This window comes from Singulisphaera chitinilytica, assembly GCF_049331405.1.
In the GTDB taxonomy this organism is placed as follows: Bacteria; Planctomycetota; Planctomycetia; order Isosphaerales; family Isosphaeraceae; genus PoT.
The window spans coordinates 7,861,686-7,879,300 of record NZ_CP186274.1; the positions used below are offsets into that span (position 1 = coordinate 7,861,686).

Here is a 17,615-nt window from a genome sequence, read left to right on the forward strand (position 1 = left end):
AATGGAGATTATCGTCGGGAATTGTCTCATCGCAGGAACCGGAAGGCTCGGGCGTTGAAACGGCCCTGGGCCATCAACGGCCGGTTCTGACCGAAGCGGAAGCGGGACAGGCTCACGTAGCGAGCCGCCGCCTGCCGTTCCTGCAGCGAGATGTATTGCTCGGGGCCGGAGACCTCGCCGGCTGACACCGTGAACTCGGCCACGTAGTTCGGGTTGGGCGAATTGGTGGTCTGCGGGAAGGTCACGAAGGTCTTCTCGACCAGGGTGTTCCCGGCTCGGTCGGTCAATCCATTCGCGTTGATGGTCAGGACGTAGGTGCTCGCGGGCCGCCCCATACCGAGCGAGACGACCTCGGTGATGTCACCACTGCCGACTGCGCCTGGGACGAGCCTGATGCCCGTGATCGGCAGGTTCTGGGTAAACCGGCCCACGGACTGGAAGGTCACGTTGGCAGCGTTGGCCATCTGCGCCGCGTTCATGCCGCTGACGTCGTCATGCAGCGTGATCGAGAGGGTCCCCTGAGAAGGATCGAACTTCACCCCCTTCACCACCGGCCCGGTGGTGTCGACAACCAGGGCGTTCGACTGTAGCAGGTTCACCCCCTGGAGCGGCGTGCCCGAGGACGAATTCATGATCCCGAGGATCGCGTAGATGTTGTCGGACAGCCCGTTGCTGGTGATCGACCATGTCCCGGTGCTTCCGACCGAAGTCCCTCCGATCGCGATGCGGACATTTGGGGTCGACACCGGGATCGCGAAGAGTTGGATCGACGTCCCGGGCTGGGCGCTCCCCGTGAAGATCGGCGTGTTGTCCTTCGTGACGAGCGGGGCGTTCACGGCGCCGGCCAGCGGGCTGAGGACCTGGAACGCCCCCTTGGCCGTCGAGGAACTGCCGCCGGCATCTTTGACCGAGACCGAAACGGCCTTCGACCCCACGGTGCCGTAGGTGTTGGTCCCGATGACCTGGAAACGACCATTGCCCTGGCCCACGACTTGCCCGTTCGTGACGTGCCCATCACCCCAGGTGATCTGGGCGACGAAGTCCGCCGCGGAGGAGTACGGGTTCGCGTCGGTGAAGTTGGCCACGATTCCGCCAAAGGCCTGGCCCTGAACCGCCGTGTTGTCGACGGCCGTAGCCTCGATGGCGGCGTCGAGGACCTTGGCAGTCACCGAGGCCTTGGCCGACTTCCCGAAGTCATCCGAGATCGTGACGGTTATCGGGTAGGAACCCGCCATCTGATAAATCTCGGTCCCTTGAATACCGAACAAGCCCTGCCCGAGCGACACAACCGTCCCCTTGGACGAATCGCCATTGCCCCAGGAGATTGTCGCGGAGAAGGAGTTGGCGGAGGCGGTGGGTGCGTCGTGGAAGGTCGCAACTTGGCCACTGAAGGTCGATCCTTCCGTCAACGTGATGGAGGTTCCGGAAATCGGCTCGATCGGGGCGTCCAGCACCGTCACGGTGCCGTTCAGGGTGAGGTTGCTGCCACCGATGTCGACCACCTTGACGGTGATCGGATAATTACCCGGCGTCACATACTGATTCGAGCTCGAGATCGAATACTTGCCCCCGCCGAGTGAGGTGATCGTCCCGATCGACGAATTCCCGTCGCCCCAAAGGATCGGGGCGATGAAGTCCGACACGCTCCCGAACGGGTTGCCATCAGTGAAGGTGGCGACTTCGCCCTCGAAGGTCGAACCTTCGGTCTGGGCGGGGATTGTTGCGATCGTACCCGTCAAGGGGGCATCGGCAATGGTCGCCGTCGAGGTGGCCGTCGCCTGGCTCCCCCCGGAGCTCGTGATCGTCACGGTGATCGTATACGTCCCCGCAAACGTGTAGATGTGCGAGCCCAACACGTTGAAGGTCGTACCGAGGCCATTCGGTTGCGTGATGATCCCGACGCTCGTATCCGGTGTCGTGGCCGTGCCATCGCCCCAGTCGATGGTCGCGCTCAAGTCGGTGAGAAGCTGGAAGGTATTGAGGTCGGCGAACGTGGCCACGACCGCTCCAGCCTGCCCCTCGGGCACGATGGTGGCCCCTTCCACCCCGGAGACGTCGAAGCCGCTCGGGCTGATCGGGGCGTCGTTGACGACGACGGTGCTCGTCACGGTCACCGAACTATCGCCGTTGTCCTTGATCGGGATCGTTATCTGAAACGTACCAGCCTGCTTGTAGACGTGATCCGCCTTGACGTCGTACACGGAGTTCCCGATTGCCGTGATCTGGGCCGTCGACGTGGTGCCATCGCCCCAGTCCACAAGGACCGTCGTGCCGAAGTCGGAGATCTTGCCCAGTGGGTTCTCGTCCTTGAATGACCCGATCAAAGGTGCGGGATCGCCGGGCGCGACCAGGGGTTGACCGGCGTTCGAGGTCAACGATTCTGAGATCCCGGTCAGCTTCGCGTCCGCGATGATCGCCGTGCTCAGAGCGTCGGTCGTGCTGGTGCCGATGTCGCTGATCGAAATCTTGATCGTGTAGGTGCCGAACTCAGCATAAGTATGCGAGCCCGAGACCGTGTATGACCCGTTCCCATCGGAAGTGACCACACCGGTGGTCACGTCGGGGGTCGTCGTCGAGCCGTCGCCCCAATCAATTATCGCCGTGAACTGCGTCGCCGACGAGAAGGAATTGTCATCGGAGAAGGTCGCCACAGAGCCGGAGAACGCGGAGCCTTCCGTCGTATTGATGGTCTGGCCCTTCGAGGTCAGGGCCGCGTCGGCCACGATGGCGACACCCGCGATGACGGTCGTGCTACCGCCCACGTCCGTGATGGCGATGCTGACGTTGTACGTCCCCGCAAGGACATAGATGTTGGAACCGAAGATGTCGAACTGGCCCGCGGTCGTGCCGTTGGCCCGGACCGTCCCGGATGACTCACTGCCGTCACCCCAGGTAATATCGGCGGTGAAGTCCGATGGCAGGGCGAAGACATTGGCATCGATGAAGGAGCCGACCAGGTCGTTGAAGTTGTCGCCTTCGGTCGTATTGATCGTGAAGCCGCTAATGGGAGTGAGTGGCGCGTCCTGGACCTGGACATCTTCGCTCGATTCGCCGACCACGCCGTTGGGGCCGGCCACGTCGATCGTGAGAGTATAGGTCCCGAACTCGAGATACGTGTGCGAGGCGAGGATCCCATAGGTCCCATTCTTGAGATCCACGATCGTGACGGTCGTCGGCGACGACCCATCGCCCCAGTCGACTGTCCCGGAATAAGTCGACGTCGCCTGGAGCCCGTTCGTGTCGGTGAATTGCCCCACTTGAATATTCGTGAGCGCGATCCCTTCGGTCGCGTTCTTGATCTGGGTGGGCGTGACCCGCAAGGGAAGCGGGGTCATGTCAAGGACTAACGAAGGGGCGATCGGAGTGCCACGCCCCGTCACGAGGTCATAACCCGGAGCGGCGGAGAAGTCACCGTTGTTGCCCGAGGTGATGTCGTGGAAGTCGCCTGCCGGCAAGTTGTAGAGCATCGGCAGGGTTTGAGTCGGCCCGTCGAGGATCGAGTCGCCGAATTCGACGCGCTCCTGGTTGATGATCGCGATCAGGCCCGCCCAGGCCGGGCTCGAAAGGCTCGTGCCGCCGATCTGTTCCCAGGGAGTCGACGTGCCGTTGTCGTAGGAGTCGTAAATCGCAACGCCGGTGTTCGGGTCGGCGATGAACGAAACGTCCGGGATCGAGCGGAAGTTGTACGGGAGGGAGCTCTGATACGAAGGCTTGGGCTCGAAAGTGCTGATGCCGCCGCCGCTGCCGCTCCAGCCGGATTCCGAACTATAGCTGTCGTCGCCATTGAGGAAGAGCGAAGTCCCACCCACCGCCACCACGTTCGGCGAGTAGGCCGGATAGCCGCCTGGCGAGCCATCGTCCCCGGTCGAGGCGAGGAAGGTCACGCCATTGTGACCCGAAGGAGTGGTGAAAATATTGTTCTCGGTCGGATCGATCACGCTGCTCTCGCCGCCACCGAAGCTCATCGAGACCACCGAGACGCCCGGCAGGTTCTTGGCTGTGACGACCGCGGTGTCGATCAGGTCGGACGTGAACGCGCTATCCGCTTCCACGAGGATGATGTTGGCCTTCGGGGCGATCGCATGCGCCCACTCGACGTCGAGCGCCTCCTCACCTTCCCAGGTTCCTTTAGGATTACCCGCGCCGGCGGGGTCGGTGCCGGGGAGCGGCGAGGTTTGGCCTAACTGATTCAGCTTCGTAAAGCTCGGCGGATCGGGCAGCCCGAATTGCAAGTCGAAATTGTGTAAGTCGCTCACTGCGGTCGGCCAGTCGTACGCATCCACGATAGCGATCGTCTGGCCGGTACCGTCGCCCACGATCCCATTAATGGATATCGAATCAATTCCGTAAGCTTTTCGGATCTGGGCCGGGGTGTAACCCATCGGCGAGGCCGATTGATAGTGGTCCAGGCCGGGGCCCTGGTTGATGACGAGCGTGGGATACATCAGGGTCCCCACGCCGGCATCGAGCAATATGCGAGCGTCAAGCCATTCGATTCTCAAGCTCGCCTGGGTGTATTGACCACGCTTCTTATTCGCATCCGAGGCGCGGAACTTCTTCGCTCCGCGATTCCCTCGCGGGATCCAGCGCAGACTCATGGTGTTACCTCAATCGCGTTGAGTAAACTCGGGTGCAGAGTCTTTATCAATCAAGATTCGTCTTGAACCTAGATGCGTAACGTCGCATCAGATGACTTCCCAAGCCACTATCACGACTTTGAGAAGCGATTAATAGGACTGAATGAGAGCGCATCAACCTGGATATGACTCTATCCTCAAAAACTCCTCCGTCAACAAAATCCCCAAAATTTTAAAAGTCCAGCTAAGCACATGTTCGTAGTCTTTTGGTGAAGTCGAGTGCTTGTGTTCTTAAGAGGATCACACGCCATCTCACGAACACAGCCCGCGATTTTCGAAACTCGAATTTGTGGAAACTAAAAAAGCGTGTTCCGGCGATGGAATCGCCGGAACACGCTTTGGTGAGACAAGCAATCTATGTCAACGGGAGATGAGTGCGGTATAAAGCTGCAATGAAACCGAGGCGGGTCAGGCGTGGCCAACCGTAGAGGCGTTGGCGACGACGGCGGGCTCGCGTACTGGCTCAGGGGGGAGTTGGGGTTTCATCAGAAGGCGACGGCGGGCCGCGAGTCCAATCAGCCCAGTAATGAGCAGGACGACCGAAGCCGGCTCAGGGACCGACTGCTTCCTGGCCGGCTCGGATGATGACTCCGGATTCAGCGGCTGATTCGACGCGGCCTCGGCCGACGCCATTGAAGCGGAATCGCCTGTTCCCGGTTGGAGGAGCGGCATCGCTTCAATCAGGGAAGGTTCCCTCAGGGGAGTGAGGTTGGCGAGGATCTCGGCGGCAAGTAGAGTCGAGGGATCGCGTTCCAACGCGTTCGTTTCCTGGATCGCTAGATCGAGCCAGAGCTTGAACGGGCTATCGAGGTCGAAGTGGGCTGGATCTTGCCACGGATCGATGGCGTCGACTGGGTAGGGTGCCAAGGCGAGCGGCTGATCCGCGTTGGGCATCGAACCGGGGTTGAATGACATCAACGGACTGGCGTCGACCGGAGCAGTAATCCCGATGGCCGCGAGGAGTGCCAGGAGCCCAATCCGGCTCGCCACTCGCGTCAGGCCTACCCATCCGAACTTCCGCAACCCGACGGTCAGCATCGACCTCGATCCTGTATTTTGAGCCGAGTGAGTCAATTCAACCTCGACGCGTATGAATTCAGTCCCCTTCCATGGTCGAACATCAACGTCCCGAAAATAACGGCATACAAAACGTTGATTCATCCCTATCTTTCTGAACGTGTTCAGCACCTCTGCAAGCCGCTCTGACACCGAAGATGCCGTTTCGTTCAATCCCGTTCACTATAACGAGAAAATGTGTTACCCACACCTCTCAAAATCCCAAATGGAACCGATTCGCACCACGTTATTAAGACAATCCCATGTGAGATCCGTGGGACCTTGTCGCACCGAGTTCGTATCTTGGGCCGCTAATAACACGATAGGATAAAAATGCGAGGAATGGTGGAAGCGGCGGAAAGATTGCAGAAATTTCACGAGGAAGGTGGCTTCGCTGGAATCGCAAAGACGTTTTTCGTCGCTGGCATGATTAAGCGCGGATGCGGGCGGAGGGACTTGGAACGCGGAAGGGAAAGGAAATTGCCACAAGAGTCGGGTGACCGTGAATCCTGATTAACAGGAAGAATGCTGGCATGTTCGAGCGAAAATTCAGGAGGGACGTAGCCTCTACCTACTGAGACTATATCAGGCACACTCGGCACTGGCTCGCTCGCCACGACGCCGGATCGGGCCGAATTCGACTCGAATGAGGGCCGAGGGATCGAGGTGCGTGCGTGCGGCGCGTCGGACCTGGCGGGCACTCACCTGGCAGATCCGGTCGGGCCAGGTCGCAGGCTCCTCGAGGGGCAATTTCCAGTGCTCTAACTCCACGAGCCGCTCGGCACGTTGATCAACCGTCTGGTAGTCGAAGACCCAGGCACCGGCCAGATAACGTCGGGCGCGGTCGACCTCCTCGTCAGAGAAGGCCCCGGAGTGCATCGCCCGGATCTGGTCGGTGATGCCCGAGACGACGCGTTCCACCTCGTCGGGCATTGTGCCTGCATAGACCCGGAAAAGGCCAGGCTCGACGTCGGCCGAGTCTGTGATCCCCCCGCCGATGGAGTAGGCGAGCCCGAGTTCGTCGCGTATCAGGCGGCTCAAACGGTCGGTGAAACCGGGGCCGCTGCCGAAGATGTGATCGAGGATCGCCAGAGCTTCGAAGTCGGGATCGTTCCGGGTCACGCCGAGATGACCCATGACGATGTGAACCTGCTCGCCCGGGTGGGCGACGCGTCGGAGCCGTGGCCGAGCCGAGCGAATGGGACGCACGCAAGGTCGAGCTGGAGTTCCGCCCGCCTCCCACGATGCAAAATGCTTCCGGATTAAGCTCGTCAGCTTGCGAGGCTCGAAGTCCCCCACGGCCACCAGAAAGGCGTTGTCAGGCAGGAAGAGGCGCTCATGGTGATCCATGACGTCATCGAGGGTGATCCGCCCGAACTCTCGGACGAGACCGCGAGGATCGCGAGCGAGCGGGTGGTCGCCGTAGACGAGGCCTCGAAAAAGTTGATCCGCCCGATAGGCGGGATCTTCCTTGTCGGCCTGGATTTCGGCGATGATCCTTCGCTTCGCCCAGGGCAAGGCTTCCTCGGGAAAGGCCGGCCGCAAGATCACGTCGGCGAGGATTTCCATGGCGAGCGGCAGATCCTCCGCTCGGACACGGACGGAGACCCCCGTCGCACCGACTTCGAGCGTGCCTCCGACGTCTTCGATCGCCTCGGCCAGGTCATCAGCCGAGAGGTTCTCGGTTCCTTCCTCAAGGAGCCGTCCCGTGAGGTAAGCCAGCCCCGGCCTCGCCTCGCGGAGCATCCCGGCGTTCACGAATAACTCGAGGGCGACGATCCCGGTCCCCGGTCGGCGCTCGGTGAGCACTCGAAACCCGTTCGGCATGACCGAACGCTTGGGCTGGTAGTCGGCCAATCGCGTCGCGGCCGACGGAATGATCAGGTCGATCTCCCGTTCGACGGCGGCGGGAGCCCCCGGGCGTTCCACCTTGGGCAGAGCCTCCTGGGGCATGAGGACCGTGACGGCCCGGCTCGGCCGTGGAACCGACCAACCCACGGTGACGCTCGACTCTGTGAGATACGTCGAGGCGACGCGCCTGATGTCGTCAGCCTGGACGTTGATCGCGGCTCGATGTTCGTTCTGCCAGGATCGCCAGTCGTCCCAGAGGGCCACCTGCCCAAGGCCAGCGGCGAGGCCGCCAAGGTCCTCCTGCTCCCAACGCCAGGCTGCCTCGAGGCGGTTGCGAGAGCGCTGCAACTCATCAGGATTCGGGCCATCCTCGGAGAGGCGAGCGATGGATTCCATCGTCGCCTGCTCGAGGACTTCCGGCGTTGTATCGCTGGCGGCTTCGAGTTGGATCAGGAACTGCCCTGCCCAGCGAGCGTCTTCCTGCGCCGAATCAACCCAGGTGGCGATCCTTTTGTGCTCGACAAGCTCACTCCAGAGGCGAGACCTTCGACCCAGGGTGATGATGTCGGAAAGGACGTCCAGGGCCGGGCCGTCGGCATGACCACGAGGGACCGTGTGCCAACCAAGCAGGCCGCGGGCTGCCGCCTCCGACTCGACGAGCGTGAAATCGCGACGGCCCATCTGCCTGGGCTCGCTGGCTGGCGGCCTCAAAAGGCTCGCTTCCCCCACGGCGAGTCCGCCGAAGTTGGCCTCGATCTGGTCGAGGGCATGCTCGGCATCGACATCACCGACGACCACCAGCACCGCACCATCGGGGCGATAATAACGACGATAGAAAGCCCGGAGGTCGTCGACGCTGATGTCGGCCAGATCGTCGGCCCATCCGAGGATCGGGTTGCGATACGGGTGTCTCAGGTAGGAGACGGTGAGGTGGGTCTGGTCGAGTCGACTCAGGGGGGATTCGAGGTCTCTCGACCTTTCCTCGCCGATGACATGGCGTTCCGCCTCGACCTCGCGCGGGTCGAACTCCGCCCCGCACATCCGATCCGACTCGATCGCCAGCGCCAGTTCCCAGCGGTCCGACGGGAAGGCGAACCAGTAATGGGTGAAGTCCTCGCTGGTTTCGGCGTTGGATTGCCCTGCCGCCACGAACGCAAGCCGATCAATCTGCCCCTTGGGGAACCGCTCGGTCCCCTTAAAGAGCATGTGCTCAACGAAGTGGGCGAGGCCGGTCTTTCCGGCTGGCTCGTCCACCGAGCCGACGGGGTAATAAAGATCGGTCACGACGACCGGGGCGTTTTTTCTGGGTAACACGAGGGCCTTGAAGCCATTGGCGAGGGTGCGCTCGAAGACCGGGAGGTCCCCCACCCAGGTCTCTCTTGGGCGGGCGCTGAGTCTTCGGGCCATGGCTGCCCCTTTCGCGGCTGGTTGAATCCGATGAATCCCCGACCGCTTTGCGACAGTCACGGGCAGCGGAAGAGACATGAATCGGGCGGGCCCGCATGCGGAGAACCACCGGATCAGGTCACCTTGGACCCCAAACGATGGCCGAGAGGCACCTTCACGTTCCGGCGTTTCGATTCTCTTGATCCTTATTATCGTCTTCAAGTAGTCCCCGGATCGCAAGGTCTCTGCGAAGATCAACCGTTATTTCCCCTACCGCGTCCGAAAAGCTTCCGGATCTTGGCCTTGCATGGGGGGGCGGCATTCCTCAGAATAGGGCTCAAGGACAAGGGTTGTGAACCGGGCCCATCGGGGGTCTGGGAGAGCCGGGGGGGACCCGGGCAATGGGTGCTTGCGAACCTGGTCAGGGCTTGACGGCAGCAGCCATAAGCATCGCCTCCATGTGCCCGGGAGAACCTCCCCGGCTCTCCCAGCTCCCCGGTCAGCCCGCCCCGACCGGCTGCGTTGACGAAGCGAACCCGGCAACATTTCGCTTCCTAACCCGCGGTTCGAGGGAACGAGCCAAGTGGCCGCTGACAGGCAAGAAAAGCCGCTAACGCCTGCCTTCTCAGGGCAATCGGGCTACACGGTCGTGGCCCGTCGCTATCGCCCTCAGCGTTTCGAAGACGTGGTCGGTCAAGACCACGTGGTTCAGGCGCTCCGCAATGCGATCCGGATGAACCGCGTCACTCACGCCTACCTCTTCGTGGGTACTCGTGGCGTAGGCAAGACGTCGATCGCCCGCATCTTCGCCAAGTGCCTGAACTGCATCCATGGGCCGACCGACACCCCTTGCCAGAAATGCGACGTCTGCCAGGCGATCGCGGTCGGGCAGGATGTGGATGTCATCGAAATCGACGGCGCCAGCAACAACGGCGTCGATGATGTTCGAGAGCTTCGCCAGAGCGCCGGCCTGCGTCCAAGCCGATCCCGGTTCAAGATTTATTATATCGACGAAGTTCACATGCTCTCGACAGGGGCCTTCAACGCCCTGCTCAAGACGCTCGAAGAGCCCCCCGAACACGTCAAATTCTTCTTCGCCACGACCGAACCGAACAAGATCCCGATCACGGTCCTCTCGCGCTGCCAGCGATTCGACTTCGCGGGCATCACGACCGATCAGATCACCGAGACGCTCGCCGGCATCTGCGAACGGGAGAAGATCGACGCCGAGCCCGACGCGTTACGGACCGTCGCCCGACGTGCCGGCGGCTCGATGCGCGATGCCCAGTCGATCCTCGAGCAACTCCTCTCATCCAGCGGGCAGAAGCTGACGGTCGAGGAAGTCCACAGACTACTAGGGACCGCCAGTGACGAACGCCTGCTCGACCTGATCGATGCCCTCGCGGCACGACAACCGGCCAAGGCATTCGAGATCCTCGAAACCGCCACTCGCGAGGGGGTCCAGCCCACCGACCTGCTCAACGGGGTGCTCGAGTTCCTGCGCGACATCATGGTGTTCGCCTCGGGGGCACACGACACACTCCTGACGGCGACCCCTCGCCAGCGGCCACGGCTCCAGGCCATCGTCGATCGATGGTCGCTCGAGACGATCCTCGCCGCGCTGCAGATCCTCTCCGAGACCCGGAGTCGCCTGCGTGGGAGCTCTCACTCGAGGCTCCTCATCGAAATGGGCCTGTTGAGAGTGTCCCTGCTCGAGGACATGACGGAAATCAAGGATGTGATCGCCAGGCTCGCGGCGATGGAGTCGGGGATGCCCCTTCCCGCCCCGAGACCTCCCGCGACTCCCGCCTCCCTTCCCTCCAGCCAGGCGTCCCTAAAAAAAAAACCTGACGACCTAGGACGCGACGCCCCACCGGCAGAGAGGACTCCTGAACGGAGGGCTCCCGAACTCCGGGCGACTGTCGCGCCCCCGGAGGTTCGGCGACAGCCCGAACCTCCTCCGCCAACAACGACACCCGCTCAGAGTTCGGAGGCCCTCGACATTGAGGAAGTCCGGCGGGTCTGGCCCGAGTTGAGCCGTCTAGGTTTGCGCTATTGGAAAGGCTTGTGCCAGGTCACCCCGGCGCTGATCCAGCCCCCTGATCTGCTGGTCATCAGGGTGAATCCGAGATACAATTGGGTCATCGACGAGTGCGGTTCACGTGAGGCACTCGATCGGATCGAAGGTACGCTAGCCCAACTCCTCTCGCGACGGGTCACGATCAAATTCGAGTCTTCTCCTGACGCGGAGGCGCCGGCCGCTACTCCATCGCCTGCGTCGGCCGTAGCCCGTCGAGACGAGCTCGCCGGCGATCCCATGATCCAGAAGATCGTCGAGCTGTTCGAGGCTCGCCCGATCCACCTGGAGGCGGAGGAAGACGCCACGCCATCGTCGCTACCCGGGTGACGACGCCTCGCTTGATCGGATCCGCTCGCCTTTGCCATCAAGAAGGCCAGACGTGTTCAACAATCTAGGCAACCTCGCGGAACTGATGAAGAACGCCGGCCGGCTCCGCGAGAGCGTGGAGAAGGCGACGGAGTCGCTGGGTCAGGTCCAGGTCGAGGGGACATCGGGGGGCGGTGCCGTCACCGCGCGAGCCAACGGACGCCTCGAACTCCTCTCCGTCCGCATCGACCCCAAGCTCCTCTCGGACGGCGATCCCGACTTGCTCGAGGACCTCATCACCGAGGCCGTGAACCAGGCGCTGACGAAGGCGCGTGAGGCGGCGGCGAAGTCCATTTCGTCCATGGCCGGCGGCCTCCCCATCCCCGGGCTCACGGGACTCTTCGGGCAAGGTGGCGGGGGGGCCTGAGCCATGTCCGGTTACTCGTCCGCCGTCGACCGATTGATCTCGGCGCTCGGCCGGTTGCCCGGCATCGGCGCCAAGTCCGCGGAACGACTTGCTCATCATTTGCTCAAATGTTCCAATGAAGAGGCCCTGGCGCTTGCGGAGGCGATCCGCGACGTCAAGGATCGGGTGCGTCACTGCGAGACGTGCTACCACCTCACGGAGTCGGAACAGCCCCAGTGCGCGATCTGCAGGGACTCGAGGCGTGACGCAGGGCTGGTCTGCGTAGTCGAGCAGCCGCGCGACTTGCTCGCCCTTGAGAAGGCTGGTACCTACCAAGGGGTTTACCACGTCTTACTGGGAAGGCTTGCGCCTCTTCAGGGCATGGGGCCGGAGCAACTGACTGTCGAAGCTCTCGAGGATCGGGTCCGTTCGGGCACCGTTCGGGAAATCATCATGGCCACGAACCCGAATCTCGAAGGGGATGGTACCGCGCTTCTTGTCGCGAACCGACTGGCCGACACCGGCGTAAAAATCACGAGATTGGCTCGCGGACTGGCGTCGGGAAGCGTACTCGAGTTTGCGAATAAAGAGATGCTGGCCGATGCGATCAGCGGGCGTCAGCCATTCTAAATTCTGGCGATTTGGAGGGAGGGGACTCGAAGTCCGCACGGCTTGGCACTATAATTGCTTTGAAAGGGGGCGAATTCATACCGACGTTGCTTTTCCTCACCGAAAATCTGCTTCGACCGTGAGGTGACCGTTGACGGGGCCGAAGTGAGTTAGCCGATTTGGGCGACCATTTCCGGTCGCCGACGAGTCCGTAGAAACAATCCTTTCCATCTCCCACGGCGGAATATAGGACATGCGTCTCGATACCTCTCAGCAAATGCGGACCGATATGCGCCTCCGCATGGCGCCTCGCATGATCCAGTCGATGGAGATATTGCAACTCCCCCTTATGGCGTTGCAGGAACGGATTGATCAGGAACTGAGCGAGAACCCCGTCCTCATCGACCTCCGCGAGGCCCCTGCCCCCGAGGCCGATGGCGAGAGCTCCTCCTCAACCTCGAGCGAAGAGACGCCGACGGGTGAAGACTATTCGTCCGAGGAATGGAACGACTCCTACGGCGAGACCCATCGCCTCAGCCGCGCGGCCCTGAGCGAAGAGGCGGATCGCAAGCACGACGCAATGCAGAACATGGCGTCGCGGCCTCGCTCGCTGCACGACGACCTCTCCGACCAGCTCGGCTTCCTCGATAGCGAGTCGGCTGTCCGGTCGCTCGCCGAGTACATCATCTACAACCTCGATGAGAACGGGTTCCTGAATCACGACCTGAGCGACGTCGTCCGCGATTTTGGGGGTAACGTCACCCTGAGTCAGGCCGAAGAAGCCCTCTCGATGGTCCAACGGCTCGACCCACCCGGGGTCGGGGCCCGCAATCTTCGCGAATGCTTGCTACTGCAGCTCACGCCCGACGTCCCTTATCGCGACATCCTGCACGTCCTGATCTCAAATCACCTCGACGACCTGCAGCAGAACCGGCTTCCCGCGATCGAGAAGAAGACGGGCATCCCCATCGACCAGATCAAGGAAGCGATTGAGCACCTCCGACGCCTCAACCCACGGCCCGGAGCTCGGTTCACCCCCGAAAACGCCCAGTTCGTCGTACCCGACCTGATCGTCGAAGCCAATGAGCATGGCGAATACGAGGTCCGGCTCGTCGACGACCACACGCCGCAACTTTCGATTTCTCGCTATTATCAGAAGCAACTCAAGAACAAATCGACGGACGCGGCAGCCCGCGAGTTCATCCAGAAGCGTATCCAGTCGGCTCGCTGGTTGATCGAATCCATTGAGCAGAGACGCAACACGTTGCTCAAGGTGGCCCGGGCCATCATCGAACACCAGAAGGACTTCCTGGATAAAGGGCCCGAGTTCATCGAGCCCCTAAAGATGCAGCAGATCGCCGACCGCGTCCACGTCCACGTGACGACGGTCAGCCGAGCTGTCGACGACAAGTGGGTCGAGACGCCTCGCGGAATCTTCCCTCTCAAGCGATTCTTCGGAGGCGGGACAACGACCGCCGACGGCGAAGAAGTCGCCTGGGACACGATCAAGCAGAAGCTCCTCGAGATCATCGCCAAGGAAGACAAGCAGAATCCGCTCTCTGACGAGGAAATCGTCGAAGAACTGAGCCGCCATGGCTTCCCCGTCGCTCGACGTACTGTGACCAAGTATCGCAGGACTCTCCGCATCGCTTCGAGCCGTCAACGAAAGCAGTTCTGACTCACGGACGAGGGCGGCAAGCCGGCAACGCCACGGCCGTCAGGACGATCGCGATTTCGCGATCGTCCTGACGGCCGTTCACTTTGAATCGCATGCCAATAAGTTATAACTTGAGCGCCGGTCTTAAATCGACTCTCTCGCCTCGAAACGAAAGAAACGGGCCTGCCCCCCGTTCGAGGGGCAGGCCCGAAGTTAGTACGTGAGTCGAGCCTGCATCAGGCGAGGATGCCCTGAATCACCTTGCCATGCACGTCGGTCAGGCGGAAGTCGCGCCCCGCGTGACGGTAGGTGAAAGTCTCGTGATCGAAGCCCAGGAGGTGGAGGATCGTGGCATGCAGGTCGTGGACATGCACCTTATCCTGGGTCGCCTGGAAGCCGAACTCATCGGTCGCGCCGTGGACGTGCCCGCCCTTGACGCCGCCGCCGGCGAGCCACATCGAGAAGCCGTAGTGGTTGTGGTCGCGTCCGTTCATCTTGCCCGCGTTGGCACCGGGGGTCGGCAACTCGACGGTCGGTGTTCGGCCGAACTCGCCGCCCCAGATCACGAGCGTATCCTCGAGCATCCCGCGCTGTTTGAGGTCGGTCAGCAAGGCTGCGATCGGCTGGTCGACGTTCTGGGCGAGTCGACGATGCTCGGTCGCGATGTCGTCGTGATTGTCCCAGGGCTGGCCGTCGCCGTGCCAGAGCTGAATGTAGCGGACGCCCCGCTCGAGCAACCGTCGGGCGATCAGGAGTTGGCGAGCGTGGACGCCCGGGCCGTACATCGCGCGGATGTGTTCGGGCTCCTGTCCGACATCGAACGCGTCGCCGGCCTCGGACTGCATGCGATAGGCCAGCTCGAAGGACTGGATGCGGGCCTCCAGCTCCGCCTCCTGCTGACGCTTCTTCATATGCTCCTGATTGAGCTGATGAAGGAGGTCGAGCTGGGCGCGCTGGGTCGAGTCCGACACATAGCGATTGGTGATGTGTCGGATCAATTTCTCGATATCTGTATGCTGCGTATCGATGTAAGTGCCTTGATAGATCCCCGGCAGGAAGCCCGCCTGCCAGTTCTGCGATTCGGCGATCGGGAAGCCGCCCGGGCACATCACCATGAAGCCGGGCAGGTTCTGATTTTCGGTGCCGAGGCCGTAGAGAACCCACGAGCCGACGCTGGGGCGGGCCTGTCGCGCCTCGCCGCAGTTCATCAGCATGAGCGAGGGCTCATGGTTGGGCACGTCCGCGTGCATCGAGCGGATCACGCAGATGTCGTCGATGTGCTGGGCCGTCTGCGCGAAGAGTTCGCTGACTTCGATGCCGCTCTGCCCATACTTCCGGAAGGAGAATGGGGAGGCGAACGCAGCGCCCGTCTTCCGCTCCGTGGGAAGGTTGCTCGGCAAGGGCTTGCCGGCGTGCTTCGTCAGGGCCGGCTTGGGGTCGAACGTATCAACTTGCGAGGGTCCACCGTTCATGAACAGGTGGATGACTCTCTTGGCCTTCGGGGCAAATTGTGGCCTGCGCGGGACGAGCGGGTTGAGGGAGTCGCCCGTCGAGACGGGGTTGGCCAGCAAGCCGGCTTCCGACATCATGCTGCTGAGGGCGAGTGCGCCGAAGCCCATACCCGCACGACAGAGAGCCTCGCGTCGCGTGACAGGTTTTTCCGTCAGCTTGAGGGGTGGGTGAGGCATGGGTGGGACCTCTCTGGGTTTTCGGGGAGTGACCTACCGGCAAGTTAGGATCATCTTAACACGAGGTCGGCCTCGGCGGGAGGCCACTCGTGTTCCACCCCATCCAACATGCCGGCCACCGGTCAGTTAACCCATATCGGCCCGTCGACGAGCAGCCCGTACTTTTTCATCTTCTTGTAAAGGGTCGTCCGGTTGATATCCAGGACGCGTGCGGTCTCCTGGCGATTCCAGTTCAGAGCCTGCAACGCCTGGATGATAATCCGCTTCTCCGGCTCCTCGAGAGCTTCCTTGAGTGGCCGGATGTTCGCCGAATTCCTCGAGCGACTGCTCCCGCCCGCCTTCGAGTCGAGGAATCCGCCCGGCCCGGGGGAGAGATGGCCGGACGTGATCCGACTTCCCTGGCAGAGCTGGACGCCGCGCTGGATGACCGCCTTCAACTCACCGATATTCCCCGGCCACTGGTATTTGCCGAGGGCATCGAGGGCGTCCCTCGTGAAGCCAACCACCGATTTGCCGAGTTCCTGGGCGGCAGACTCGCGGAAGAATTCCGCGAGTGCTTCGATGTCCGTGTTTCGATGTCTTAGCGACGGTAGTTTGAAGCAGACGGCGCTAATCCTTTGGTACAACTCCTGCGCCCGCTTCGCCTGGTCATGTCCGGCGAGGCCGCTCTCGTCCGATGCCATGATGATGCGGACATTGGTCTGCGTCTTCTTCGTCAAGTCCTTGGTATTCTCGTGCTCCTGGAGGATGCGGAGAAGGTGCGGCTCGAGCTCCGGGGGCAGATCGCCGATCCGGTTCAGCAGCAGAGTCCCACCTTGTGCCTCATTGAGCTTGGCGAGCCAACTTCCGAGCGGCGTCCCGGCGGTCGTCGCCTGACTCCCATCCGGATTGTGATGCCCGATGTAGCCATTGGAAAGAGCCGAAACACACTCGAGCGAGACGAAGGGAGACGCCGCCCGTGGACTCAGGTTGTGAATGGTACGAGCCAGGAGTTGCTTGCCCGTGCCATGCTCACCGAGGATCAAGACCGGGTCGCGAGTCTGCGCGATGGAAGCCGAGGCCTTGAGGATATGCAGTAAGCTCGGGTCGGTGCCGATGATCCCCCAGGAACGGGCATTGCCATCGTCCCCCAGCCCGAACATCGCAGGCTCGAAGTGTCGGCCTCCTTCGCCTCCCTCGACGGCGACTCCGTTCGTTGCACTCGCAGGCACGGGGGACGCGGGGATCGTGATCCGGAGCCCGAGCGCTTGCACCACCGCCGCTCGCAGTTCGGTGGCGGAGACGGGATATTTCAGGACGCTCGACGCTCCCTGCCGGATCGCCTCGACGGTCTGCTCCGGATAGGCCCCCGGGAAGAGCAGGATCACGGGAACCTCTTTATGCTTGCGCTTCATGTACGCGAGCAATTCCAACCCCTCCATGTCGGTCGGATCGACCCCCGCGATGAGCAGGTCGATCCCGCCTCGCTCCATCAATCGGACCGCCGCGCGGTCGTTCGCCGCCTCGTCGATCTCCTGCCCTAACGACATGAGCATCGAAGTCAAAAGCGCCAAAGCCGGAGGCTCAGAATGTACGATCAAGAGTCGGGCTTTGCTCATGTGGACATACTCGAGTCGAACGGGACTGCGGAGAAGCGACTCAATGCACTTCCCCTCGATGATGGAATTGAGGAAGACCTACCCCCAGGCGATGGATAAGCTGGCCGAGATAGAGCCTGGATCTTGAACCGAAATGATGCCAGTACGCCCGACACCATGTCCGAAAATCAAAGCCACTTCATCCTGGCATGGCTTGGTTATAAAAATACGATTTGCCTTGCCTCACGTGACTGCATCGACCACCCTTCCTCTTCGCTGCACCTTCGAAGGTGGATACAAAGGCCCGGAACCACAGGATGCGTCGATCAGGCCCTACCCTGAAGCCGACCGATAGAGCCCGA

General features: G+C 61.9%; 9 protein-coding genes and 1 other RNA gene. 5 read left to right on the top strand and 5 right to left on the bottom strand.

The genetic code is table 11. The features are described 5' to 3' along the window. Window positions 1–26: 26 nt before the first annotated feature. From ACOYYX_RS30615 to ACOYYX_RS30625, 3 genes are all read right to left on the bottom strand, one after another. Window positions 27–4,598, bottom strand: a complete 4,572-nt coding sequence (locus tag ACOYYX_RS30615; protein WP_422926492.1) for a hypothetical protein — start codon at window positions 4,596–4,598, stop codon at window positions 27–29. A 447-nt stretch (window positions 4,599–5,045) separates the two neighbouring features. Continuing rightward, window positions 5,046–5,867, bottom strand: a complete 822-nt coding sequence (locus tag ACOYYX_RS30620; RefSeq protein WP_422926493.1) for a VPLPA-CTERM sorting domain-containing protein — start codon at window positions 5,865–5,867, stop codon at window positions 5,046–5,048. A 411-nt stretch (window positions 5,868–6,278) separates the two neighbouring features. Continuing rightward, window positions 6,279–8,951: a M16 family metallopeptidase gene (locus ACOYYX_RS30625; protein WP_422926494.1), complete on the bottom strand. Its 2,673-nt coding sequence runs from the start codon at window positions 8,949–8,951 to the stop codon at window positions 6,279–6,281. Between the two features lie 364 nt (window positions 8,952–9,315). Between ACOYYX_RS30625 and ffs the strand changes: the two genes are divergently transcribed. The 5 genes from ffs to rpoN all read left to right on the top strand — a co-directional run bounded on the left by ffs (window position 9,316) and on the right by rpoN (window position 14,009). Continuing rightward, window positions 9,316–9,413: signal recognition particle sRNA small type (ffs, locus tag ACOYYX_RS30630), an RNA gene on the top strand. Between the two features lie 100 nt (window positions 9,414–9,513). Then, window positions 9,514–11,337: a DNA polymerase III subunit gamma/tau gene (gene dnaX, locus ACOYYX_RS30635; protein ID WP_422926495.1), complete on the top strand. Its 1,824-nt coding sequence runs from the start codon at window positions 9,514–9,516 to the stop codon at window positions 11,335–11,337. A 52-nt stretch (window positions 11,338–11,389) separates the two neighbouring features. After that, window positions 11,390–11,743, top strand: coding sequence for a YbaB/EbfC family nucleoid-associated protein (locus ACOYYX_RS30640; RefSeq protein WP_422926496.1), 354 nt, complete (start codon window positions 11,390–11,392; stop codon window positions 11,741–11,743). 3 nt (window positions 11,744–11,746) lie between these two features. Further along, window positions 11,747–12,352 (top strand): recombination mediator RecR, encoded by a 606-nt coding sequence (recR, locus tag ACOYYX_RS30645; RefSeq protein ID WP_422926497.1) that lies wholly within the window; start codon window positions 11,747–11,749, stop codon window positions 12,350–12,352. Between the two features lie 232 nt (window positions 12,353–12,584). Further along, window positions 12,585–14,009: an RNA polymerase factor sigma-54 gene (gene rpoN, locus ACOYYX_RS30650; protein ID WP_422926498.1), complete on the top strand. Its 1,425-nt coding sequence runs from the start codon at window positions 12,585–12,587 to the stop codon at window positions 14,007–14,009. 215 nt (window positions 14,010–14,224) lie between these two features. Here the strand turns inward: rpoN and ACOYYX_RS30655 are convergent, their stop codons facing one another. Together ACOYYX_RS30655 and ACOYYX_RS30660 are read right to left on the bottom strand one after the other, a co-directional pair. Then, window positions 14,225–15,676, bottom strand: a complete 1,452-nt coding sequence (locus ACOYYX_RS30655) for a DUF1501 domain-containing protein (protein ID WP_422926499.1) — start codon at window positions 15,674–15,676, stop codon at window positions 14,225–14,227. Between the two features lie 122 nt (window positions 15,677–15,798). After that, window positions 15,799–17,211 carry a sigma-54-dependent transcriptional regulator gene (locus ACOYYX_RS30660; protein WP_422926500.1) on the bottom strand — a complete coding sequence of 471 codons (1,413 nt, stop codon included), beginning with the start codon at window positions 17,209–17,211 and terminating at the stop codon, window positions 15,799–15,801. Window positions 17,212–17,615: the final 404 nt, after the last annotated feature.